The organism is Microcoleus sp. N9_A2 (assembly GCF_036701775.1).
In the GTDB taxonomy this organism is placed as follows: Bacteria; Cyanobacteriota; Cyanobacteriia; order Cyanobacteriales; family Microcoleaceae; genus Microcoleus.
The window spans coordinates 13,930-37,723 of the sequence record NZ_JAUBRH010000035.1; the positions used below are offsets into that span (position 1 = coordinate 13,930).

Consider the following 23,794-nt stretch of genomic DNA (forward strand, 5'->3'; position numbering starts at 1 on the left):
TGCTGAACTAAGGTATGATCAGTTCAAATAGAAATTGGCAAAAACAATTAACTAAAAGTCAAAGCCTATGAAATGTCCTGAATGTAAATCAAGTCATGTCAATAAAAATGGCCATAAAAAAGGTAAACAGAATTATCTTTGGCGTTGCTTAATCAGGGTATGAAAAAAATAACTTGAAAATCCCGCAGTTTTGTGGATACTGGTTTCTATGACTTGCATATTTAGCCTTTCATACCCTAAATCAGCAACGCCCAATATCGATGTGAAAATGCTAAAAATCTGAAGCTGGAAACTTCCAACTTCAGACTTTTACTAACTCCCCGGGTAGGATTTGAACCTACGACCAATCGGTTAACAGCCGACCGCTCTGCCACTGAGCTACCGAGGATTGGGGGTTTTTGTTACCCACATTTACTAACAATAGCTGAACTTACTCGATTTGGCAAGGCCTTTGATAAACTTTTTTTTTGGCTCAGACAGCGAGCGGGTTTCAGCAGTTAATGCAGCCCCATTCTCAACTTGGCGAGGCGCTGCTGGGATTCTGGATCGAGGGAACTGGAGAGAAAGCGACTGGAATTTTGTTTGCGGGATTTGTGCCGACGCTCGCTGCGGCGGGCGGTGGATTCTACATCAGCCGCTAGTTGTTCGGCGGACATCCATTCGGCACCGTAGCCGACTACGGTCAATTGCTGCGCTCGGTCTGATGTGGCGACAATCATGCGGCCTTTGCCTTTGACCGATCGCAACTCATACCGCAAATTAGCACAAGATTTTTCAATATAAGTATCTGCTGTCTGACCGAAGTCAGTGTAGTGCACCGATAAATTTTTAGTAATAATTTCTTTAACGCTGGGAGTATCTCGATAGTGCGCGTCAAACACCAGCCTGGCCTCAAAATCTTGAACGGCGCTGTAGTTAACTAAAACCTCAATCAACTCGCGGCGAGCCGTTTCGAGTTCGTCGCGATCGCGCTTCTCTCGGAGTCGAGGCCAAAGCCCAATTATGTTATAGCCGTCTACAAGTAAAACTGCTTGTGATACATAGGGTGACATGGTTCAAGGCTGAAGAGATCCAGCACGTATAGGACATTATTTGCATTGTTCATCAAAGCTTTTGTTCAATAATATTACCTATTGATGTGTAATTGCTAGATTACATCGCAATAATTAAACCCCCCAGAGCCAGCTTTACCTGAGTTTTGGGGGGTTAGATTAACCTATAAATTTTCGGGCTTATTCGCCAGATTCCAGCGATACGGGCGATGGCTTACGCCCCGCTTCGCTACGTACAACTGTCGGCAGGGATATTTTCTCAACAGCCGGAGTACAACCGAGCCACTGCACGGACAACTCCGCAAACTGCTGCGGGGGGCCGCTCACGCAAAAACGAGTCGGTAGCGCAGTACCAGGATTCCGCAGCCCTAAAAGCTCCAATTCTCTGGCAGCAGCAGCCACCACCCGTACCGCAGGATCGATCAATGTCACCCCAGCAGGCAAAAGCGAGCGAAGCACAGGAGCCAACAGCGGATAATGAGTGCAGCCGTAAATCAGCGTATCGATGCGCTGCTGAATCAAAGGAGCCAAATATTCCCGAGCCACCTCACAAGTATAAGGGTCGTGAATCCGGTTTTGCTCCACCAGCGGCACAAAAGCCGGACAGCTAACCTGCCACACCAGGCAAGAATCGTCCATCTCCAAAATCGCATTTCGATAAGCATTGCTAGCAGCCGTAGCAGGAGTTGCGATGACCCCGATCCGCTTGCCTTGCTGCACCGCAGCCTGCGCCCCCGGCAGAATTACTCCCAGCACCGGAATATCAAATTCAGCCTGCACCATCTCCATCGCCAAAGCAGAACTGGTGTTGCAGGCCATAATCACCATTTTCACATCCTGTTCCACCAACCACGCCATAATTTCGCGGACAAACTCCACAATTTCCGACGGCGTGCGAGTGCCGTAAGGCAGCCTCGCCGTATCTCCAAAATAAAGTATCGATTCGTTGGGCAATTGTCGGTACAACTGGGTCAACACAGTCAAACCGCCCACGCCGCTGTCAAAAATACCGATTCTTTGTTGACTGTTGTCTGTTGTCTGTTGTCTGTTGTCTGTTGTCATTAGTTACCAATTCCCCATTACCAATTCCCAATTACCAATTCCCAATGCCCCATGCCCCATGCCCCATCCCCAATGCCCAATGCCCAATGCCCCATGCCCACTGCCCATTATCTTTGTTGAAGATAAAACAAAATGCCGCGAGCGATCGAAGCCGCCATTTGACTGCGGTAAGCTGGATCTGAAAGCCTAGCAGCATCCTCAGCACCCGTGACAAAACCCACCTCCAGCAAAACAGAAGGCATAGAAGTCTTTCTCAAAACATAAAATCTCGCCTGCCGCACCCGGCGGTCAGTCGCCCCCGTCCCCTCCAAAATACTGGCGTGAATCACCTTCGCCAAATCTTGGCCGTTATTGAAATAATAAGTCTCAATCCCGCTAATATCCGGCCGGCTCATATTAATCGCATTAGCGTGAATGCTGACAAACAAAGTAGCATTCACCCGTTCCGCCAAAGAAACTCTCGGTTCCAGCTCGATTTCGCTGTCGTCAGTCCGAGTCATCACCACCTGCACGCCCTGCTGTTCCAGCAGCCTCGCCACCTGAAACGAGATATCCAAAACAATTTCTTTCTCCTGAATGCCCTGAATCCCGACTGCCCCCGGATCGCGGCCGCCGTGACCAGGATCGATCGCTACTACGGCCCGGCGGTTAGAAGCTTGGGGCAAATCGTCGCTTCCCAAAGTCCTTCTCGGCAAAGGCGACAAATTGGGAGTTCGAGTCAAAGGTTGCTGCGCGCTAGCATTTGATCGCAACTGCAAAGACAGCAACTGCGGACTCGGCCTCGTCACCCTGCCTACCTCTACCCCCGATCGCGGCTGCACCCAAATCACCACAGTCTCCGCATCTTCTTGGCTGGCAGTAAACGATACAGGACTGTTGGCATCGAGCTGAGGAATTTGCCCCGTCAGAGAACTAGAGGCGATCCTGATCCAGTAAGCTCTCGACCCCTGGTCCCACCCGCTGGTATAGGAGACTTGGCGGTCAGTTCTCACCACGAGTTGCGTGCCATTACTGGCTAAATCAATTGACTGAACTCTCGCTAAATTTCCTTGAGCTTGTCTAGCCGGAGGATCTACAGTCAGGCGGCGGGAAACCGAGGGCTGTCTTACTACACTTCCAGGCAATAGCACAACCCCGCCTAAATTGCTCACAGACGCCCGCCACTGAGTATTAGGACTCTTCATCCGCAAAGTCACGCGGGTAACGGGCGGGTCTGTTGGCAGTTGCCGGACTTCAATCTTGTCAACCCCGTGCTTACCGTTAGTTTGAGGCTGTTGGCTGCTTAGGCCCGGATCTAAACTAGCTCCTTCAATATCGAGGGTGGCGATGTCCCCGGCCCGACTTTGTTGAAAATTAATTTGGGGGCTGCCGCCCGCAGTGCGGACTAAAAAACCGTCCGCCGTCACCTGAACGTTCTGAACTACAGTCGCCTCAGCCGACTGGGCTTGGGATGCTGAAGGTTCAACCGATAACCTTTCTCCCCCTGGCTCTGAAATCGGATTTTGAGTTTCTCCCCGCACCGGCGTTGGCAAATCCACTGTCCACTCGCTCGAAGAAATACCCCGGAATTTTACTTGCTGAGGGTCTATAGTAAACCCGTCTCTGATCTCGACGACAATTCTGGTCGTATCGTTGTCAAACTGCCCTACCCGCACCGATTCGATCGCCCCTGAGAGCGGTTTGCTGACCGAGGGACGACCCAGACTCGTCCCCGGCAAGTCGATTACCAACCGCATCGGGTTGAAAATCAGTTTAGCCTTGGGTTGTACTCCCCCGTCTGTTGTAATGTAAAGCCGGTTCTCTGAAGCATCAAACCGCCAAGATTGCAGTCTAGCTGCTTCGGCGGCTCCGGCGAGCAAAAATACACTTAAGAAACTCGGTAGTAGCCAGTGGAATTTCACGACAGTTTTTTCCTCGTTTGCGTTACTGCCAAAAGCTGGAAGGGCGCTGCTTGCCCTCAGAGGCTTTCAGCAGTTAGCCGCCAGCAGACCGGGGGCACGGGGGCCGTCAGTTGTTGGCTAAATTGACTTTTTATGCGTTAACAGGCTCCAAAATGCCAGATTCCGGCATTTTGGAACTTTCCCGTATACTTGGGGGCGATCGGTTATAAGCAGACTGAAAGATTGTTGGCACAAGGGAAAGTATTTATTTTTAGGAGCAAGAAACAAGGTGTTTCTTGAAGCTAGAAGGTACAAGTTAGAAGGTACAAGTTAGAAGGTATAATTTTACCGTTTTTTCAGGGAGGGGTTTCATAGCTCTTTAATGTTGGCGAAGCTCGTTATGGCAACGGTTATAATCCGCTTTACACTTGCGTTTTGTTCTAACTTTTCCTAAATTACCTCAATAACTTAACAACTTACCTCGCGAACAATCCGGATTTTCAAGATTTAGGTAACTTTTCAAGGTTGCCAAATGTTACTCCCAGACAAACTGACATATTCTTTGGGAAAAGCTTTTTTGCTAACACATTGACAGTTAAATACAACTACATATCGCCCCTGCTCTCTTTTTTTCTGAATTTTTTAATCAGGGATTTTCGGTGCTGCTTGAAACTTAGTGGGGCGATCGTGATCGCGCCCGCCAATTTGACACTATGATAGCTAGTCCATGTTTTCAGCAGTAACGGGAGAGTTTTGTGTGTTACTTGGGCCGGCAATGCTTTGTCATTTAGACTCTTTTTGAGTGCACGATCGACAGCCAGAGCATTGGTTGGTTGACCTGAGAAAAAGTTTTGACCGTAGATATAGTTATCGCAGTTGTAAAGTTTGTTGGACAGCAAGGACAATCGATCGGCTTCTGGGTAAAACCTGTGATTTGGTTTAATGACTTGCCTTTCGACTAACTGCATAACTTGGATGTGTACTACCAGTTAGAGAAGATACACTATCTTGGTGATTGTGTCAATCTCTGAGCTTCTAAAAAAAGGGGCCATCAATAACAGTAGATACATGACATCACAGAAAGACGGAGACTTACTTTCCTGCAGGAGTCGTCCACAGCAAACAAGTGGTTTAGGTTAGTTCAAGCCTCTAGATAGCGGCTGGGGAGTCAATCTTGAACCTCAAATCGACTGACTCTCAAGATAGGGAAGTTTTGTAATATAGCAACCGCCCTGACGGTGAGGACGTTCTTAATTTTTGAAACCTAAGCGGTTGATTGCGCCTTCACGCTTGACTTCTTTTTACCCGCTCCGCTTCGCTGCTATAGCCTTCAACATCTGCTATACCATACCACCGGTGCGATCGAGTTATAGCAAATTTATTTTTGAGCGGGATCGATACCTGGAAGTTATTTTTCCCCTTAGTAATCCACGGCCCCATGTCTAATCAACAGTGCTGCAATTGGTTCTCGCCCAGAGGTGCAAAATTCCGGCTCATCCAGTTCAAAATTGCTTGATTTACTTGTTCCGGACATTCATCCTGGGGACAGTGGCCCGCATTGTCTAATTCAACTAGCTCTACATAATTGGGATTGCATTCGACAAATTGGTGGGGTCGGGCGAACCGAGGGGGAATCATCCGGTCTTGTTTGCCCCAAATTAACAGCATGGGGATGTTTAAATTTCGCATCACAATCTTGACACTGGGGCAAAATTTTGAACTGCCTACAGCTTTAAATAAGGCGCAGAAGGCGCGGGCGGCTCCCCGATCGCCTGCTGGCCCTGCTAGAATTTCCACTAATTCGTCGGTAACAGCTTCGGGGTTGGAGTAGGCAAAGCCAACCCAGCGACGGACAAAGGAAGGCTTGCGGGCAAAATAAAACAAAGGCCTGAGTACGATCGGAGAAACAAACAAACTTTCAACAGCTTCGATCGCCGGAAGCAGCCATCCAGGCACCGCTTCGGCTCGCACAGAGGGGTCGGGGAGGCTAATCATCACCGTGCCGGCCACCATGTCCGGGTGAGCTGCCGCCACGGCCAGACAAATCAGCGAGCCGATCGAGTTTCCTGCCAATATTACTGGCTCTCTGATAAAAGTCAGCCAAAAATCATAAACTTGCTCAACCCACAAAGACACAGAGTAGTCGATAGGAGCTTTTTGGGAAGCGCCAAACCCTAACAAATCCAAGGCGTAAACGGTTTGGTTTTCGGCTAGTTGGGCGAGATTTTGTCGCCAGTGACCGATCGAAGCTCCAAACCCGTGCAGTAAAATAATCGGCGTTCCCGATGCGCGCGGGGCCATTGGTTCGGCAGCAGAATCTTGAAATTCCAGCGCGCCTTGATTTCGCCCCAAAGTCGGCCGCAAATAAGTGTAGCGAGTTTGCCAACCCCGCCACATCCAGTCTCGTTGAGTTCCCACCCGTTGGTGCCACAGCAGAGAATTTGTCAATTTTGCCTCAGCTCGCAACATAAATTTACACTTGCTTATACCTATTCTACAAGGCAAATCAGGCGACTTGGGGGACTTGCCAGACTGGGGGAGATGGGCTGCGAAAAGCGGTTGTACCTCATCCTTAAGCTTTTACCCTGAATTTTTGACGGTTTTGTCATCAATCGGGCAAGGGGGCGGGCGATCGTGTGTGAAGTTAAAATAAAACTCGGCAGAAATTCAGCCAGACTGAGTAGAATAGCAAGTATTGTAAGAATTCATTTACGATCGTCCAAATATTCCCCAAAGCTTTAGCTGAGGGGAGACAGGGCGCGGTAGTACGTCCGGTAAGGGTAACACCTTGCAAAACAGTTCGATCGTCAATCGTGAAATATTGACCGATCAAACCTGTAACTATCAAGAAGCTTCGCTATTAAACTACTGCTTGTAAAACCATTCATGCCTGTGATTGAAAGAAGACAAAATCGCAACCTACCCCAGATCAACGAAAATATTCGATACCCCAAAATCCGGGTAATCGATACCGACGGCGCGCAACTAGGGATATTGACGCCTGCAGAAGCGCTGCGCCTGGCAGAAGAAAAAGAACTGGATCTTGTACTTGTCAGCGACAAAGCTGACCCGCCCGTATGCCGGGTAATGGACTATGGGAAGTACAAATTCGAGCAGGAAAAGAAAGCGCGAGAAGCAAAGCGGAAGCAGCACACTGCCGATGTTAAAGAAGTGAAGATGCGCTACAAAATTGAAGAACACGACTACCAAGTGCGCCTCAAACTAGCAGACCGCTTTATCAAATCTGGGGACAAAGTAAAAGCCACGATCATGTTCAGAGGTCGGGAAATCCAACACAGCAACCTAGCAGAGGACTTGCTTAAGCGCATGGCCACAGATTTGCAGGAAATCGCAGAAGTGCAGCAAGCCCCCAAAAAAGAAGGACGCAGTATGATGATGCTGCTGTCGCCGAAGAAAGTATAAATAGATAGTCATTAGTAAGCAGTCATCAGTCATAAACTGGTGACTGATAACTGATGACTTCCGAATTTAGTCAGGAATAAGCTACCACACAGGGAAATCAACGCTGCATGGAAAATTTTCAAATCAGCGGTTCGGCGGGAGTAAGACAAGGAGTGCTACGATCGCTCAACCTGCGATCGGAAGAAGTAGAGCGAACCGTACTGATGTTCCTCGTCTACACTCTAACCTCCGTCGGGCTGATCTGGCTGGAACTCAGCACAGTAGGTCTTTTTCTAGATGAATTTGGTGCAGACAAAATGCCCTGGATTTACATAGCCAGCGCGTTTATCGGTTCTGGCTTGGGATTTGTCTACTCGTGGCTGCAAAAAATCCTGCCGCTAAGGCGCACCGTAGTGGTTGTTCTGGCAATGATGTCGATACCGCTATTTTTGTTTCGATTCGGCATCGGCTACGAAAATACTAAGATAGCTGGCGTCAGCATTGCTTTTATTACTATTTTTTTGATGTGGCTGTGGGTGGAAGCTTGCTATGTCCTGAACGACCTCAACACTTCCATCACTTCCAACCAACTGTTTAATATTAGAGAAATCAAGCGCACCTATCCGCTAGTCAGCAGCGGCTATCTAGTCGCTGGAGTAGTCAGCGGATTTTCTCTGCCTGTTTTGCTGTACGTAGTCAAACTCAAAAACGTTACCCTCATATCGGGGTTGATGGTGGCGACAGGCTCGGTGTTGCTGTACTACCTCACGGAAAAATACAGCCAAGCATTCCCGGAAACCGCTCACTGGACGGATGATGACGAAGACGACGACCAAGAAGAATTTACCGCCCGCAAAGTTACAGGCCCACTTCAAAAATACGCCGTACCTCTAGTCAGTTTCTTCATCCTCGCAGAAGTCGTCTACGTGCTGGTAGATTTCCAATTCTACAGCCAGCTAGAATACCAAAACCCGGGGGACGGAGCTAGCTGGATCGCTAGCTTCCTGGGCATTTATGAAGGCATACAAGGCCTGTTTCAAGTGGCGACTCAGTGGTTCGCTTCGAGCCGGTTGGTGGAAAGAATCGGTGTATTCGTGACGGCGATGATTTTGCCGGCGGGCCTCGCGATACTCGGGGTGCTGACCATAGGAGCATCTCTGGGCCAGCTAGTATCTGTGTTCATCGGGCTGATATTGCTGAGATTTTTAGACGAACTGCTGCACTACACGCTGTTGGAAACTGTTAGCCCGGTTTTATTCCAACCGATTCCCGACAATATTCGATCGGGAATTCAAACTCTGGTCAACGGTGTGGGCGAACCTTTGTCCTGCGGAGTTACAGGAGTCGGCATCCTGATTATGCTCTTCGTGACAGGCAAGATACTCCCCCAGCAAGATGAAGAGGTATTTCACGACCAGCAAAGCTTGATATTTATTGGCGCGATCGTCATATTGGCACTGTTGTGGGTGTTTGTCGTATGGTTGATCCGCTCTCAATACGTGGGTTTGTTGGTCAAAAGTGCCGAACGCGGACGCTTGGGCGTCACCGACGTTGACCTCAAAGCTCTTAAGCGCGCAGTGGTGGAAACTCTACAAAAGCCGGGGGGCGAAGATGAAAAGCGCTCTTGCATAGAACTCCTGACGCAAATTGACCCCAAAAATGTCGGAGAAGTTCTGGCTCCCATCCTGGATTCGCTGCCGCCAGTTTTGCAGCGCCAGAGCTTGGAAACGATGCTGCAACACCCGAACCCCGCATATTTAGAATCTGTCCGCGCACTCTCGCAGCAATCCTTGCCGCCGGAGGTGCTGGCCTTGGCTTTGCGCTACATCTGGCTGACGGAAGCTGAACCGAATATTGAGAGCTTGCGGCCTTACTTGCAGCCGATCGTCGATCCGGTGGTGCGGGGTACGGCGGCTGCTTTAATTATGAGAAGGGGCGATCGCCTACAAAAGGCAGAGGCTACTAACACCCTGCGGCAAATGCTGACGCACAAGCAAGAGCGAGAACGTGTTATGGGGACGCGGGCTCTGGGAGAAGCGGATTATTTGCAAGGACTGCGGCTGTACATCCCCAATCTGTTGCAAGATGAATCTCTGCGAGTGCGCTGCGCTCTGTTAGACGTGATTTCGTCTACTCATTCGGAAGAATATTATCCTTCGCTGCTGCGCGGACTCGGTTACAAATCGACTCGGGAAGCGGCTTTGCAGGCGATAGTCAAACTTCACAACGATGCTATTCCTTTGCTCGTGTATTTGGCTGAGGATATCCACAAGTCGGATTTGGTCAGGTTGCAAGCTTGGACGGCTCTCGGTCAAATTGGGACTGTGGAGGCGATCGACATTTTGGTCAGCAATCTGATGACGACTTGGGGAACTACGAGGCGCAACATCCTCCGCATCCTGTTGAAAATGCCTTCGGAAGCGGGGATAGAAGGAATTCTAGACCGCATCGGCCGCAGCGGCTTGGAAACTCTCATCGAACAGGAGTTGATGTTTATCGGTCAAATTTATGCAGGTCTGGTAGATTTGTCTGGGGTAACAAGCTACGGCAATTTCTCAGAGCGAGAAGCCAACAGCGCCCGGGAACCTGGGAACGATCCGGCTCAATTGTTGCAGCGTGCTCTGGCGGGGTTGGAAGCTGATGCTAGGGAGCGGTGTTTTTTGCTGATGAAGTTTCTTTATCCGCTGGACACGGTACAAGCAGCTGCTTTCAACATCGCTTCTGGCCAACCTTCTTTGGTTGCTAGGGGATTGGAAATTCTCGATAATACTGTGGATATAGTTAGGAAGCGATCGCTCATCAATTTGTTAGATCAACACTCGGAAAGAGAAAAATTGAGCAACCTCTCGGAATTGATGGTTTACAAACCTCTAGCCCCTAGCGATCGTTTGCGCCGCTTGCTAGAATTGCGCCACTTCCTTTCGGATTGGGCCTTAGCCTGCTGCTTTCACTTGGCGAGAGAAGCGCGCTGGAGCCTTACGGCTCAACAAACTCTTGTCTGTCTGCAACACCCGACGGGTTTTGTCCGCGAAGCAGTGTTAGCCTATTTGAAAATAGCCTCGCCGCGGGCTTTGGTCGAATTGTTGCCGAGGCTGCAAAATGACCCAGATAATTTGGTGTCCGCTCAAGTTGAAGAGATGATGGCAGAGTTGGGTGCTGGGGGAAAAAGGTAATATGAGTCAGTTGTCAGTTGGCAGTTGTTATTGTCAGTCAACAGTTAACCGTCAACCGTCAACCGTTTTTATTTTCCTTCTTGTTCCCTTTTTTAAGTTTAAATTAATCATTGCATCTCATTATGTTAACCAGCGTCGAACGCCTATTGTTTGTGAGGGAGGTTCCGATTTTTAAGGAACTGCGGGATGATTTTCTCGTGCGTCTAGCATCGGTAATGGATGAACTTTCGTTTCCTTCCAAGCACAGGATTTTTACGGAAGGACAAGAAGGTCGGTCTCTTTATATTTTGGTATCGGGAACGGTGCGGGTGCATATAGGCGATCGGGATTTGGCAGAGTTGAAAGCGGGGGCTTGTTTCGGGGAAATGTCGCTGTTTGATGCAGAACCTCGATCGGCTTCTATTTCTACTCTCGAACAATCCGAGTGTTTGATGTTGACTCAAATGCAGCTATATGATGCGATTGATGAAACGCCGGGAATTGCTGTGAATATTATTCGCTTGCTGTCGCGCCGGATTCGGGAGTTGAATCAAAAGTTGAATGCTAAAGAGGCAATTATGCCTCCTACTGAGACTCTGAGAGTTCCTGAGATGCGATGAAATTGGGGAATTGGGAATTGTGTTTTTAGTCGATCGGTAATTCTGCACAATTTATCTTTTGTCAGCTGCCAATAGCGATTACGAATACGCACAATTTATCTGGTAGATTACACAATGCCAGGGTAATCGCATCTTAATAGAGATACCTAAGAGCGGGAAATTATTCAAAAAATTGACACCACCATTCAAGAGATCCTCGTGAAGTAAGACCCCCCAATTTGGTAGGTTGGTGATAGCCTGCTACCACCAAATTGGGGTTCTACCTCATTGATTAATCTCCATCATCTATTCTGGCTATTGATTATGATAAGTATTGCTTGCATTAGGACCCGCTCAAATCTCACTCACACTACTTTTGAGGATTTGAATCAGGAAGTCATTATCTATACCAGCTTTATAACGTTTCATTTTTCAACTCATCTTGGACGGCTCCTGCTTGAGTAAATTGACCTTAAATGACGGAGGTAGCTCAGATTTGGGGGGGGCTAACCAAACCGAGTCCGACTGGCATCCTCATTGAAGGTGACATCTAGCACCTAATGTAAACTATTTTCCACAGTCCAATGAGAACGAATCACTTGGTTGTGTCGTTTAGCCTGATCTTCTAAACTGCTCAGATAGAATTGAATTTCCGTGGTGGTTTCCTTCCATGATTCTCTGTGCAGACGGACCATAACGACAGTGCTTAAACCTAACCGCTTCAGGGGGCGAGAACGAGGCTAAAGTGGTTGCTCTATCTGCTTTATAGCTCTGTGCCCCTCTGGTAAAATGACTGCTAATTGCGAATGGGAACTAAATTCATCATAGATGCTACCCACTCCCGACAGCAGTCATGGGCAATTAACCAATTTTCACGCCTATAAACCCATCCAAAACTTGCCCTGTTAACTCTCAATTTTCTAACCTGCCGTTGAATAACAGGTTAAACATAGATTAAGCGGGCAAATCTGCAAAACTGCTAACATTTACCAGCGCTAAATCCGGACAAGTCCGTTTGATCAAACCTGTGAGAACTTTGCCGGGGCCAATTTCCACTACGCGATCGATTCCTTGTTGTGGCAATTGCAGGGAAATTTCTCGCCAGCGCACACCTTTGGTCATCTGCTGGTTCAACCGCTGCTTTAAAGTGGCTGCGCTGGTAGTGGCTGACGGTTCTGCGTTCGAGAGTACCAGCATTTTAGCATCGGAAAACCTTGCAGACTTTAACGCTAGTTGAAACTCTGCCGCCACTGATGCCATCAGGGGAGAGTGAAACGCACCAGAAACATTCAATTTAACGGCGCGTTTGACTTTGATTTTGGCAAGCAAATCTTCTACTGCTGTGGGCGTTCCAGAAATCACGACTTGTGCTTCGCTGTTGTCGTTTGCCAGCACCACATCTCGGCTGTATTGAATTTGCAATTCTAGTTCCTGCCTGTCGAACCCGATCAAAGCCACCATCTGCCCACCGGAGGCAGTGTCCATGAGTTCGGCGCGGCGTTTGACTAAGCGCAATCCGGTTTCAAAGTCAAAGACGCCTGCTGCGTAAAGGGCAACATATTCTCCTAAACTGTGACCTGCAACTACCGCTGGTCGATCGCTTTTTTCTCGCACTAAGTCGGCCAAAATACTTTCTACTACGAACAAGCAAGGCTGAGTGTAGAGAGTCCGAGATAGTTTTGCTTCTTCTTTTTGGCAAACTTCCGGGACAGACCAGCCTAAAATTTCTTTAGCGAGCTCAAATTTGGCTTTGGCTGTTGGCAAGTTTAATAAGTCTGCACCCATCCCGATCGCCTGGGAACCTTGTCCGGGAAATACCCATGCTGTTTTAGTCATTTTTCCGGTAATCTGCTAATTGGTGGTTGCTAATTGGTGATTGCAAAAATTCTTTCTTTCCCGCTTCTAAGTTCGCTCGCTGGTATCCGCTATCTTTCTGTTAACGAACTATCTACTCGCGACTCATAATTATAACATCTAACTGCGATTTTTACCAGGTTTATTTTTTTTGCTACTTGAATCTGATTAATAGCCGTAGCACAATTTTCAAGCTTCAAGCAGGGGAAAGTCGATCGAAGAATAGAGGATTTTCCATTTCAGCACACGCTTGTCAATAACTGCTGTCCAGGTGGTCCACCGCTGCAAACCTTGCCTTATGTATGGCGTGTTAAAGGATTTGTATTTTACTCGATCGAACTCCCGACAATAACCGGAGCAAGTTTACAGCCGGCAGCCAAATATTACCTTCCCCATTGAAAAATCGCCGCCCCCCAAGTCAAACCTGCACCGAAACCAGCCGCAGCAATAGTATCGCCCGTTTTAACTGTACCCAGACGCACGGATTCGTCTAAGGCAAGGGGAATTGAAGCCGCTGAGGTATTGCCGTAATTTGCCAAATTGCTGATTACTTTTTCGGGGGGAATCTTTAGCCTTTGGGCAACTGCATCCAGAATCCGCTGATTGGCTTGGTGCAACAACAGCCAGTCAATTTCAGCAGCGCTAATATTTGCCCGAAACATAGCTTTTTCTATGACTTCCGGCACTTTTCTCACGGCAAAGCGATAGATTTCTTGACCGTTCATTGTGATGGGCCCAAATCCGCCTACTCCGATATTCACGCCTTCAATTAATTCTTTTGACTCGGCTTTGTAAGCCAAATTGAGAGACGAATTTTGCGTGCCGTCGCTGCGAATTTCAAATCCCAAAAAGCGATCGACTTCGGAAGCTTGCAATACCACCGCACCTGCACCGTCTCCAAAGAGAATGCAAGTACCCCGATCCGACCAATTCACCCAGCGAGACAAAATATCTGCTCCGATCAGCAAAACATTTTGATAAACCCCTGTCCGAATGAACTGCGAGGCTGTAACTAAACCAAAAACAAAGCCCGAACAAGCTGCTGTCAAATCAAAAGCCACAGCTTTTGTCGCGCCCAACTGATATTGAATTTTACTGGCAGTGCCAAACAAATCATCAGGACTTGAGGTTGCCAAAATAATCAAATCGATATCTGTCGGCGAAATTTCTGCCATTGCGATCGCCTGCAGCGATGCCTCGGACGCTAAATCGCACAAGGAAGTGCGATCGTCCGCCAGCCTGCGGGAGCGAATGCCCGTTCGCGCCCCAATCCACTCGTCATTCGTTTCTACTATCTGACTCAAACCGTTATTATCAAGCGAAACCTGCGGTATACAAGAACCGCTACCTGTGACGGCAATTCCGAACCCTGATTGCTGCAACATTCCTCTCCATTTATGAGCGCTCGATCGAGAAATTAAAAATTAAAAACTACCAATTAAAATTATTTTTTAAACTGCTGAAATTACTTTTTTTAAGCAAAACAGTTGGTTTAAGCTGACATTTTTAATTTTACATTTTTAATTTTTAATTCCTACTTACCAGAAAGAATTGGTTTAAAGCCTCTCCCTGATCGGGAGAAATTAGAAGAAGACTATTCATTACTCCAATCCTCTTCCTTCCAGGTAGAGGTCGCTATCAACTGTCAACTGTCAACTGTCAACTGTCAACTGTCAACTGTCAACTGTCAACTGTCAACTTACTGCCTCTAATTTACAGCTTCTTGTTCCAGAGCGCTTTGCTGATTGGACGATCGAATCCGCTCCAGCACTTGGTTGTCAACAGCCTCCTTCGCCAAACGAATGGCATTAAAAATCGAGGCAGCTTGAGACGAACCGTGGCTGATAATGCAAACTCCAGCAACGCCCAATAGCAAACCGCCGCCGTGTTCAACGTGGTCTACCCGCTGCTTGAATCCTTGCAAGCTTTTTTGCAGCATAGGGTCGTTAATTTGATGTTGGAGTCCTTTGACCAACTCTTCCTTAAGCACCTGGACTACGACTTCGCCCACCGCTTCGGCAAACTTCAACAACACGTTGCCGACAAATCCGTCGCAGACAATCACGTCGAATTTCCCCGACAGCACGTCGCGGCCTTCGGCATTGCCCACAAAAGGAATGTTCGGGTTGTCCACCAATAACTGGTGGGTTCGCACCGCTGCGTCGTTGCCTTTAGAAGGTTCTTCGCCAATGTTGAGCAGGCCGATTTTAGGTTCGGCGACACCCAGCACACACTGACTGTAAATAGTTCCCATAAGAGCGAACTGCTCCAAAAATTTGGGGCGGCAGTCCACATTAGCGCCGACATCTAGAATGAGTACAGAAGTGCCCGATACCATTGTCGGCAAAACCGCACCGATCGCAGGGCGATCGATGCCAGGGAGCCGCCCCAACCTGAGCAGGGCAGCAGCCATTGCCGCGCCGGAGTGACCGGCGGACACCACAGCATCAGCTTGCTGCTGCTTCACCAAGTTCATCGCTACGTTAATCGAAGCCTTGGGCTTGCGTTTGAGGGCACTTAAAGGTTCTTCGTGCATTTCCACCGCTCCTTCAGAAGGAACGATTTCTAGCTGACCTGTAGAGACGCGGCCGATCGCGTCTTGTTGCCGGAGCGAGTCTTCTATTTGCTGCGGGTCGCCCACGAGCAAAATCTCTACGCCTAATTCTTCTTGTGCCTTAAGCGCTCCAGCTACAACTTCGGCGGGGGCATGATCCCCACCCATAGCGTCTATTGCAATTCTTGCGCGTGTCGATCCCATTGACCAATGTTTGAGAAACACTAAAAATTCTACCAGGAAGTCAGGAGCGTGAATCCAGAAGTCTGAATAAAGAACTAAAATCCGCTCGCCCTAGTGATCGGACAATTCTTATTTCCGACTACTCTGATAGAACTTGTTTTGTCACTACTTTACTATTTTTGACGGCATATTGAAAAAATCAATGAAATAGTTTACATGACCGCAAGCACTTTAGTCCGGTAACGCCGGATTCATCCGTGGAGCGATAAAAAGCTCCCCATCCTGATCACAAGCCCCCGGATTTATCAGTGGGAGCGCTTTCTTCAATTCTTTAATCTAAAATCTCAAATCGATTGACTTTAGGAGTAAAAAATGCTGGATTTATTTAGCTCAGGAATCATATCTCTGTGGCTGGACATGGCTGGGGTACGCAGTGCCGCGCCTAATGCTGCGTCAGTGCTGGCTTGGCGGGGAGGGATACCCGGGTTAGTGGTGGCAGAAGATTTGGCTTTTGGGGGAATAGATGTGGCTAATTCAGACTTGCCTGCAGAAGCGACGGTGCGGGAATATTTAAAAGATTTGAAAGACAAGAACTTGATTGAGGGCAATCAGGGAATTTGGGTGCAAGCGGGAATGGTGCCACTGGTAAGTCAGCAGGGCAAGACGCTGATGCCTGGGGCTTCGCTGACTAAGATTGCGACTTCTCTGGCGTCGCTGGAGACTTGGGGCGCGGATTATCAGTTTGAAACGCGGTTCCGAGCAACGGGGCCGATTACCAATGGTGTATTGCAGGGAGATTTGGTGGTCAGCGGCGGGGGCGATCCGCTGTTTGTGTGGGAGGAGGCGATCGCTGTTGGCAATGCTCTCAATCAAATGGGTATCAATCGTGTGGCGGGAAATTTGGTGGTGACAGGCAATTTCCGCATGAATTACGAGTCCGATCCTTTGGTGGCGGGGGACATACTGCGGCAAGCCCTCGACGGGAGCAGTTGGCCAAAGGATGTGGTGGCAATGTATTCTAAGATGGCTCCGGGAACTAGAAAGCCGCAAGTAACGGTGGCCGGCAGCGTCATTGCTGAGAAATTTGTGAGTTCGGGGCATTTGTTGCTGAAGCGCCGATCGCTTCCTTTAGCCGAAATTCTGAAGCAGATGAACGTCCACAGCGATAATGAAATAGCTCAGATGCTGGCCGACGATTTGGGCGGGGCAAAAATAGTGCAGCAGCAAGCGACTTGGGCTGCGGGGGTGCCGGAGGAGGAACTTCAATTAATTAACGGTTCGGGATTGGGAGTGGAAAATCGGATGTCTCCGAGGGCGGCTTGTGGGATGATGCAGGCGATCGGACGCAACCTTCAGACGACTGGGCTGACAGTTGCTGACTTGTTTCCGGTGTCCGGGCGCGATCGAGGAACTTTGGAACACCGACACATTCCGCGATCGGCTGTGGTGAAAACTGGTACTTTGGACACGGTGATTGCTTTGGCTGGAGCCATACCCACGCGCGATCGGGGTTTAGTTTGGTTTGCAATTATTAATCGCGGCACCGATTGGGACTCTTTGAGAGCGCAGCAAGATATATTTTTGCAAAAATTGGTGCAGCAATGGGGAACAGCATCGATTTTGCCACTAGCAATTACACCGCACATTGACGGCGCCAGACCTGCCTTGGGGGCAGCAAATCGTAGCGATATTTTGGTCGGAGGTTAAGAAATACGGGTTGAGTTGGGGTTCGGGGAAGGAGCATTGACAAAATAGCTTAGAATTGGAACAAGACTATTGTGCAAGAAGATGATCAAACTGCGATTGAAGAGATACGGGAAAAAACGCGAGACAAGCTACCGGATTGTAGCGATGAACAGTTCTACCCGCCGCGACGGCCGTCCCCTAGAAGAGCTCGGCTTTTACAACCCGAGAAATAATGAAACCAGGCTGGATGTTCCAGCGATTGTCAAGCGCCTGCAAGAAGGCGCTCAGCCAACTGACACCGTGCGTGACATCCTCAGAAAAGCCCATGTATTTGAACAAGTCGGAGCCGGAGCCAACGTTGAATCCAGCACAACAGCAGTCAGCTAGTCCCAACTACGCTGGACTGGTTAAGTTTTTAATTGGGCCTTTTTTAGAGACCCCAGGCTCTTTGCGGGTTGATTGCGAACTGCACCCGCGCCAATCGCGGGTCTGGGTTAGGCTTGCTTTTGAAGATCCCGACAAAGGCCGGGTTTACGGTAGGGGCGGACGCAATATTCAGGCAATTAGAACTACGCTGGAAGCGGTGGCGCAGACGGCGGGTCAGTCCCTCTACTTAGATATATACGATGGTGAAGCGGGCGATCGTGGATCTGGCCCGCCCAGGGGCGATCGCGATCGCCCTGATCGCGACCGCCCTGATCGTGGCTCGCGGGAGCCGCGAGGCGACTTCCGACCCCGGACGCCACCTCCGTCGCCGAGTCCCTTAGCTAGCAGAACTCCGAGAGAACAACCTCGCCGTACTAACACACCTACGTTTAGAACGAGCAGAAATACTCCCGGTTATTAACTAACTGCAGAGCTAAGAAAGAATTTTAGATTTTAGATTGCCTGTTGTAGACTGTGTATTACAAGCCGCGTTTAGTTTGAAATTGCCGATTTTGCGATCGGACACAAATGTAAAATTTTAAATTTCAAATGTCAGCGGCATCAGGTTAATCTAAAATCTAAAATTTCCACTCTAAAATCTAAAATTGCCTGACTTAATAGAAGGGAGATTTGATTTGTGCCTCAAGCACCAAACTCATTTGGGCTAAATCTAAAAGACGCCTTAGATACTAGGTAAAACCTAGTAACTGGCGTTTTTTTGTTCGCAAATAGTGAGTCGTTTAACGCTTAGTTGTTAAATTTTAATTGCTTATTTGGAGGAGCTTATGTTGGCATGAATGAAAAACTAACAATAGAGTTACCGAGCACTCAAAGCGCAATGTCGCTGGCCGGTAATCAAGAAGAAAACCTGAAAATTATCTCTAAGCAAACCGGTGCTAACCTGGTTATGCGAGGGCAAGAACTGCTGATTTCCGGCACAAAAAGCCAAGTAGAATTGTGTCATAAATTAGTGCGATCGCTCTCCGACTATTGGAAATCCGGCAAAACCATCACCGGAGTAGAAATCCAAACAGCGCGCTACGCATTGGATACCAACCGCCAAGAAGATTTGCAAGACTTGCAACGAGACGTACTCGCCAAAACCCGCCGCGGCGAAGAAATTCGAGCCAAAACCTTCAAGCAGCGGCAATACGTCCAAGCAGTACGCACCCACGACCTGACATTTTGCATCGGCCCAGCGGGTACTGGCAAAACATTTCTAGCAGCTATTTTCGCTGTACAAGCGCTGTTAAGCAAGCAGTACGAACGGCTGATTTTAACCAGGCCAGCCGTAGAAGCTGGGGAAAAATTAGGATTTTTGCCGGGAGATTTGCAGCAAAAAGTCGATCCCTATTTGCGTCCGCTTTACGACGCCCTCCAAGAAATAATCGACCCCGAAAAAATGGCCGATTTAATGGAAAGAGGCCTGATCGAAGTAGCTCCGTTAGCTTATATGCGAGGGCGCACTCTAAGCAATGCTTTCGTAATTTTGGACGAAGCTCAAAATACAACGCCTGCTCAAATGAAAATGGTGTTGACTCGTCTCGGCTTTCGATCGAAAATGGTAGTGACGGGCGATATCACTCAAACAGATTTGCCACCAAACCAACAGTCGGGATTGTCAGTTGCCCAAAAAATACTGGGAAACGTTGAGGGCATTGCTTTCTGCGAATTCAATCAGGCGGATGTGGTGAGACACCCGCTAGTACAGCGGATTGTTGCGGCTTACGAACTGCACGAAAAATAGTCAGTTGTCAGTTGTCAGTTGTCATGGGGTATTATTAGTTATTTGGTGTTTTGGGTTGTGATTACCAATTACCAATTACCAATTCCCAATTACCAATTATCAATTCCTAATTCCCAAATTATGCCTAATCTGAAAGAATTCTTAGAAGCTTGCGAAAAATTGGGAACACTGCGTTTGATCGTGACTAGCAGCGCGGCTGTGCTGGAAGTGCGCGGATCAATTCACAAGCTGTTTTATGCGGAGTTGCCGAAGGGTAAATATGCAAATATGCACGCCGAAATATTTGAATTTCACCTGAATATCGACAAAATCAAACAGGTGAAGTTCGAGACTGGGGAGGCGAAAAGAGGCAATTTTACAACTTATGCAATTCGTTTCCTCGACGAGCAAAATGAGGCTGCTTTGAGCGCGTTTTTGCAGTGGGGAAAACCGGGGGAATACGAACCGGGACAGGTAGAAAATTGGCACGAATTAAAGGAAAAATACGGGGAGGTTTGGGAACCTGCACCTGTTGAGGCGCTTTAAAAAATAGGCTTTTCCACCTTTAAATTGCATATTGGGGGTGGGCAGGATGCCCAACCCCTACTCCCCACAAGCAGAACATTTATTTTTGTGCAACAGGCATCTTGCCTGTTTATGAAAATGGTATAAAATATGATGTTTAACTGATTTGTTGTCTAATTTTTGAATTAATGAAGCGCAGAGGGCGCAGAGAACGCCCCGAAGAGAGAAAGAAGATAAAGAGAAATATCAGGTTAGTTGTTTGAATGTAATTGGGTATGAAGGTAATTTGGGGTTTTTGTCTGGTTTTGGTGTTACTGCTGTGGGGTGGCGTTGCGAGATCGGGCGTTTTGGGCGATCGCATATCAAGTTTTCCCAATTGGGAAAGCAAGCCTCCTATCGCTGTCGCTAAGGGAGATTTGGTATATCCCGACTGGATGGCGGGTAATTGGAATGTTGCGAGCACTTTGGTAGATTTAGCCGCTCCTTTAGCGCCAAATATTGTCACGCCAGGGTTTGAAAGCAACCGCCAGTATTTGCAGCAGCCGGTATTATTTAAAGTGCGATTTAAACCTGAAAAAAATTTTGGGTTGATTTCTAATTATACCTTTAAAAAGGCTCAAAAGATTGTAGCCGATCGCACTTTTAACGGTTTGAATATTGCCAAGGCTTATTTAGGCGATCGTGGCGTAGTTTCGGTGAAAGTCGATCCGACAAATCCCAACCGCCAAATTACTGTTTTGAAAGGGGAACGCCAATTAATTTCGATTGTTACCAGTCGGGGAACTGAGACGCCGAATCCTCGCGAGTTTGTGTCTACAGAGATTTCTCAGCAGATTTTTCGAGGAGAGTCTGATATTTATTTAAACGAGGTGGAAACTACAACGGCTTATCGAGTGGTTGCAAGCGGGAAAAATGGAGATTCTGCGAGTAAAAGAATTGAGGCCGATCAGGTGACAGCAATTTATTTGTCGCCGCAAGACCCGGATTATTTTGCGGCTGGGGGGCATCCTGTGGCTCTGTACCGATATCGGTTGGAGTTGGTGCGGGCATAATTAAGCTGTCATCTCGATCGACCTAGCAACGATCGACCTTGTTCGCCCCTCTCTCCTTTCATCAGCTTTCCTGATGACTTCTATCAGTTTAACTGTCGCTCAACCCCTTTACAAACATTAACAAAACCGTTAATAATAGAAACATCATCCGAACATTGACAACCAAATAAAGCAATCATAAAACCATGACAACAACCTTACAGCAGCGCGAAAGCGCCAACGTCTGGGAACGCTTTTGTGAGTGGGTCACAAGCACCGACAACCGCATTTATGTAGGTTGGTTCGGAGTCTTGATGATTCCCACCCTCCTGAGCGCCACCATCTGCTACATCATCGCCTTCATCGCAGCCCCACCAGTGGACATCGACGGCATCCGTGAACCAGTAGCAGGTTCCTTGATGTACGGTAACAACATCATCACAGGTGCAGTTGTTCCCTCATCCAACGCCATCGGGCTTCACTTCTACCCAATTTGGGAAGCAGCATCCCTCGATGAGTGGTTGTACAACGGCGGCCCCTACCAATTGGTAGTATTTCACTTCCTCATCGGCATATTCTGCTACATGGGTCGTGAATGGGAACTGTCCTACCGCTTAGGTATGCGTCCTTGGATTTGCGTCGCTTACTCTGCACCAGTTGCAGCAGCCACCGCAGTATTCTTGATTTACCCCATCGGACAAGGCAGCTTTTCTGACGGTATGCCCTTGGGTATCTCCGGCACATTCAACTTCATGATCGTGTTCCAAGCTGAGCACAACATCCTGATGCACCCCTTCCATATGTTGGGAGTTGCTGGTGTCTTCGGTGGTTCTTTGTTCTCCGCCATGCACGGTTCTCTCGTTACCTCTTCTTTGGTTCGCGAAACAACCGAAACCGAATCTTTGAACTACGGTTACAAATTCGGTCAAGAAGAAGAAACCTACAACATCGTTGCAGCCCACGGCTACTTCGGTCGTTTGATTTTCCAATATGCCAGCTTTAACAACAGCCGTTCTTTGCACTTCTTGTTAGGTGCGTGGCCAGTTGTCGGCATCTGGTTTACCGCTTTAGGTATTTCCACGATGGCATTTAACCTCAACGGTTTCAACTTCAACCAATCGATTATCGACTCTCAAGGTCGTGTCATCAATACTTGGGCTGATGTCATCAACCGCGCTAACTTGGGTATGGAAGTAATGCACGAGCGCAATGCTCACAACTTCCCGCTTGATTTGGCTGCTGGTGAAGTCACCCCAGTTGCAATGATTGCTCCTTCTATCAATGGCTAAGTTTTAGTCTGAGATTGACAAACAGCGCTCCTAGTAATAGGGGCGCTTTTTGTTTGGGGAAAATCCTGTATTTATATTAGGACTTACGCACGGGTGGTCAGAAACCGGGTTTTTTACGAAAAATTTTCGTTGTAGTCCACAGATTAGCTAAAAAACCCGGTTTCTTTGGTCTGATGGGTAAGTCCTTGCGATCGAGTTTTATTCGCGGATGGCAGATCAATATGATGCGCTGAATGCTTTTATGCGATCGTTGTAGTTGAGAAGCGCGATTGAAAAAATCATGCTTTGCCCTTACATTAGACAAGATTGAAAAAGTCAGAAACTATCTTGAAATTATCGGCGTTTATCTGTGTTTATCTACTTTGTATCTGCGGTTTGTCTATCCATCAAATATTATATATTGTATGATATTTTATCTGCACTTAATGTAAGCTTTGAATACGGGATTGAGCAGAAAGAGCGATCGCGCTCCTAGTTGTACTTTTTCGACTAAACCGCGTCGGGCCAGGGATTGTATGGCTTGCCACAATTCAGATTGGGATAATTCGCGATCGGCTGGTGGTTGGGAAATATCTACCGCGTCATCTTGACTTGCTAACCATTGGCTCACCTTTTTTTCTGATTCCGATAAACGCTCTAGTTGAGATTCTAATAGGGGTTCTATGTCCCCTAAATAGATATCATTTTCTTTGGCTAAAAACCCGGCTACATTCCCGTCAAATAATTCTACAATTGTTGAAGCGAAGATGTTTAACCAGGAAGGATGACCTTGATAAAGGGTGATTACTTCCGACCAGTTTTCCTCATTTGTTAATCCTTTTTCTTTGAATATTTCTCCTGCTTGTTCTCCTAAGCCTTTGAGGTGTAAGGTGCGAGTGGGTCGGTTTTCTCCTTCTAAAGTTGTGATTTCTCTGGGTTTTTCCCAACTTAGGAGGATTAAGCAACTCTGGTGAGATGAGGTGGCAATTTGTTTGAAAAATTTGCCATAATCTTTATATTCTGCTAAATAGGGTTTGCTGAAAAAGCCTAAAACCCTAATTAGAGGACTTGCAGCCGTAGGGCATACCGCCTGTGATGCTTTCTTGCAAGTAAATTCGTCGGAATCCCTGAGAAGAAAGAATCCCCATGCCTCGATAGCTGGGGTATGTCAACCAACCATCTACCAGAGTAGGCGCAACCACAGGCAGATTGCGCCTACAAAACGCTATATTTTTTTTGTGCGTAAGTCCTGAATCGAAAATCAAAAATCGAAAATCGAAAATCAATTGACGTGTGTAGCAATTCGTGATATCATCCTCCGCATTTGTCTCGATATAAAAAATATTTATGAATAAATCTTAAGTTTTAATTAAATTTAGTATTATAATTTTGGT

General features: G+C 47.8%; 21 protein-coding genes and 1 tRNA gene. 11 read left to right on the plus strand and 11 right to left on the minus strand.

The genetic code is table 11. The features are described 5' to 3' along the window. Nucleotides 1–67: 67 nt before the first annotated feature. Nucleotides 68–163, plus strand: coding sequence for an IS1/IS1595 family N-terminal zinc-binding domain-containing protein (locus QUA44_RS30760; RefSeq protein ID WP_445243698.1), 96 nt, complete (start codon nucleotides 68–70; stop codon nucleotides 161–163). A gap of 153 nt (nucleotides 164–316) precedes the next feature. Here QUA44_RS30760 and QUA44_RS19230 read toward each other — a convergent pair. The 6 genes from QUA44_RS19230 to QUA44_RS19255 form a co-directional block, all read right to left on the minus strand. After that, nucleotides 317–388 (minus strand) — tRNA-Asn (locus tag QUA44_RS19230). A gap of 109 nt (nucleotides 389–497) precedes the next feature. Beyond that, nucleotides 498–1,052, minus strand: a complete 555-nt coding sequence (locus QUA44_RS19235) for an NYN domain-containing protein (RefSeq protein ID WP_333255522.1) — start codon at nucleotides 1,050–1,052, stop codon at nucleotides 498–500. A 180-nt stretch (nucleotides 1,053–1,232) separates the two neighbouring features. After that, entirely contained in the window at nucleotides 1,233–2,114 is an 882-nt protein-coding gene (gene murI / locus QUA44_RS19240; protein ID WP_333255520.1) for a glutamate racemase, read from the minus strand. Between the two features lie 107 nt (nucleotides 2,115–2,221). Then, a complete protein-coding gene (locus QUA44_RS19245; RefSeq protein WP_333255518.1) occupies nucleotides 2,222–4,015 on the minus strand; it encodes an N-acetylmuramoyl-L-alanine amidase in 1,794 nt (597 codons plus the stop codon). A 584-nt stretch (nucleotides 4,016–4,599) separates the two neighbouring features. After that, nucleotides 4,600–4,962: a hypothetical protein gene (locus QUA44_RS19250; RefSeq protein ID WP_333255516.1), complete on the minus strand. Its 363-nt coding sequence runs from the start codon at nucleotides 4,960–4,962 to the stop codon at nucleotides 4,600–4,602. Nucleotides 4,963–5,440: 478 nt separating this feature from the next. Further along, nucleotides 5,441–6,463, minus strand: a complete 1,023-nt coding sequence (locus QUA44_RS19255) for an alpha/beta fold hydrolase (RefSeq protein ID WP_333255514.1) — start codon at nucleotides 6,461–6,463, stop codon at nucleotides 5,441–5,443. Between the two features lie 417 nt (nucleotides 6,464–6,880). Between QUA44_RS19255 and infC the strand changes: the two genes are divergently transcribed. From infC to QUA44_RS19270, 3 genes are all read left to right on the plus strand, one after another. After that, nucleotides 6,881–7,417, plus strand: coding sequence for a translation initiation factor IF-3 (infC, locus tag QUA44_RS19260; RefSeq protein ID WP_006635262.1), 537 nt, complete (start codon nucleotides 6,881–6,883; stop codon nucleotides 7,415–7,417). A 107-nt stretch (nucleotides 7,418–7,524) separates the two neighbouring features. Beyond that, on the plus strand, nucleotides 7,525–10,569 hold the full coding sequence (locus QUA44_RS19265) for a HEAT repeat domain-containing protein (RefSeq protein ID WP_333255510.1): 3,045 nt from the start codon (nucleotides 7,525–7,527) through the stop codon (nucleotides 10,567–10,569). 122 nt (nucleotides 10,570–10,691) lie between these two features. Further along, complete coding sequence (locus tag QUA44_RS19270; protein ID WP_333255508.1) at nucleotides 10,692–11,168, plus strand: cyclic nucleotide-binding domain-containing protein; 477 nt, start codon at nucleotides 10,692–10,694, stop codon at nucleotides 11,166–11,168. A gap of 933 nt (nucleotides 11,169–12,101) precedes the next feature. On the opposite strand, the gene fabD is transcribed toward QUA44_RS19270, so the two are convergent. The 3 genes from fabD to plsX form a co-directional block, all read right to left on the minus strand. Further along, entirely contained in the window at nucleotides 12,102–12,983 is an 882-nt protein-coding gene (fabD, locus tag QUA44_RS19275; protein WP_333255506.1) for an ACP S-malonyltransferase, read from the minus strand. A 401-nt stretch (nucleotides 12,984–13,384) separates the two neighbouring features. After that, on the minus strand, nucleotides 13,385–14,386 hold the full coding sequence (locus QUA44_RS19280; RefSeq protein WP_333255504.1) for a beta-ketoacyl-ACP synthase III: 1,002 nt from the start codon (nucleotides 14,384–14,386) through the stop codon (nucleotides 13,385–13,387). A gap of 323 nt (nucleotides 14,387–14,709) precedes the next feature. Further along, nucleotides 14,710–15,759, minus strand: a complete 1,050-nt coding sequence (plsX, locus tag QUA44_RS19285; protein WP_333255502.1) for a phosphate acyltransferase PlsX — start codon at nucleotides 15,757–15,759, stop codon at nucleotides 14,710–14,712. Nucleotides 15,760–16,110: 351 nt separating this feature from the next. On the opposite strand from plsX, the gene QUA44_RS19290 reads away from it, so the two are divergent. The 7 genes from QUA44_RS19290 to psbA all read left to right on the plus strand — a co-directional run bounded on the left by QUA44_RS19290 (nucleotide 16,111) and on the right by psbA (nucleotide 22,421). Beyond that, the gene (locus tag QUA44_RS19290) at nucleotides 16,111–17,445 is read left to right on the plus strand and encodes a D-alanyl-D-alanine carboxypeptidase (protein WP_333255500.1); all 1,335 of its coding nucleotides are present in this window, start codon (nucleotides 16,111–16,113) and stop codon (nucleotides 17,443–17,445) included. A gap of 81 nt (nucleotides 17,446–17,526) precedes the next feature. Beyond that, nucleotides 17,527–17,811 (plus strand): 30S ribosomal protein S16, encoded by a 285-nt coding sequence (gene rpsP, locus QUA44_RS19295; protein WP_333255498.1) that lies wholly within the window; start codon nucleotides 17,527–17,529, stop codon nucleotides 17,809–17,811. Continuing rightward, nucleotides 17,783–18,271, plus strand: coding sequence for a KH domain-containing protein (locus QUA44_RS19300; protein ID WP_333085049.1), 489 nt, complete (start codon nucleotides 17,783–17,785; stop codon nucleotides 18,269–18,271). The genes rpsP and QUA44_RS19300 overlap by 29 nt, the downstream gene beginning before the upstream one ends. A 372-nt stretch (nucleotides 18,272–18,643) precedes the next feature. Next, nucleotides 18,644–19,597 (plus strand): PhoH family protein, encoded by a 954-nt coding sequence (locus tag QUA44_RS19305; protein WP_333255495.1) that lies wholly within the window; start codon nucleotides 18,644–18,646, stop codon nucleotides 19,595–19,597. A 120-nt stretch (nucleotides 19,598–19,717) separates the two neighbouring features. Next, nucleotides 19,718–20,122: a ChuX/HutX family heme-like substrate-binding protein gene (locus QUA44_RS19310; RefSeq protein ID WP_333255493.1), complete on the plus strand. Its 405-nt coding sequence runs from the start codon at nucleotides 19,718–19,720 to the stop codon at nucleotides 20,120–20,122. 254 nt (nucleotides 20,123–20,376) lie between these two features. Continuing rightward, nucleotides 20,377–21,153, plus strand: coding sequence for a DUF6816 family protein (locus QUA44_RS19315; protein ID WP_333255492.1), 777 nt, complete (start codon nucleotides 20,377–20,379; stop codon nucleotides 21,151–21,153). 185 nt (nucleotides 21,154–21,338) lie between these two features. Then, nucleotides 21,339–22,421, plus strand: coding sequence for a photosystem II q(b) protein (psbA, locus tag QUA44_RS19320; RefSeq protein WP_333309864.1), 1,083 nt, complete (start codon nucleotides 21,339–21,341; stop codon nucleotides 22,419–22,421). A gap of 412 nt (nucleotides 22,422–22,833) precedes the next feature. Here the strand turns inward: psbA and QUA44_RS19325 are convergent, their stop codons facing one another. Further along, nucleotides 22,834–23,031 carry a hypothetical protein gene (locus tag QUA44_RS19325; RefSeq protein ID WP_333255666.1) on the minus strand — a complete coding sequence of 66 codons (198 nt, stop codon included), beginning with the start codon at nucleotides 23,029–23,031 and terminating at the stop codon, nucleotides 22,834–22,836. 424 nt (nucleotides 23,032–23,455) lie between these two features. Then, on the minus strand, nucleotides 23,456–23,602 hold the full coding sequence (locus QUA44_RS19330) for a hypothetical protein (RefSeq protein ID WP_333255664.1): 147 nt from the start codon (nucleotides 23,600–23,602) through the stop codon (nucleotides 23,456–23,458). Between the last annotated feature and the right edge of the window lie 192 nt (nucleotides 23,603–23,794).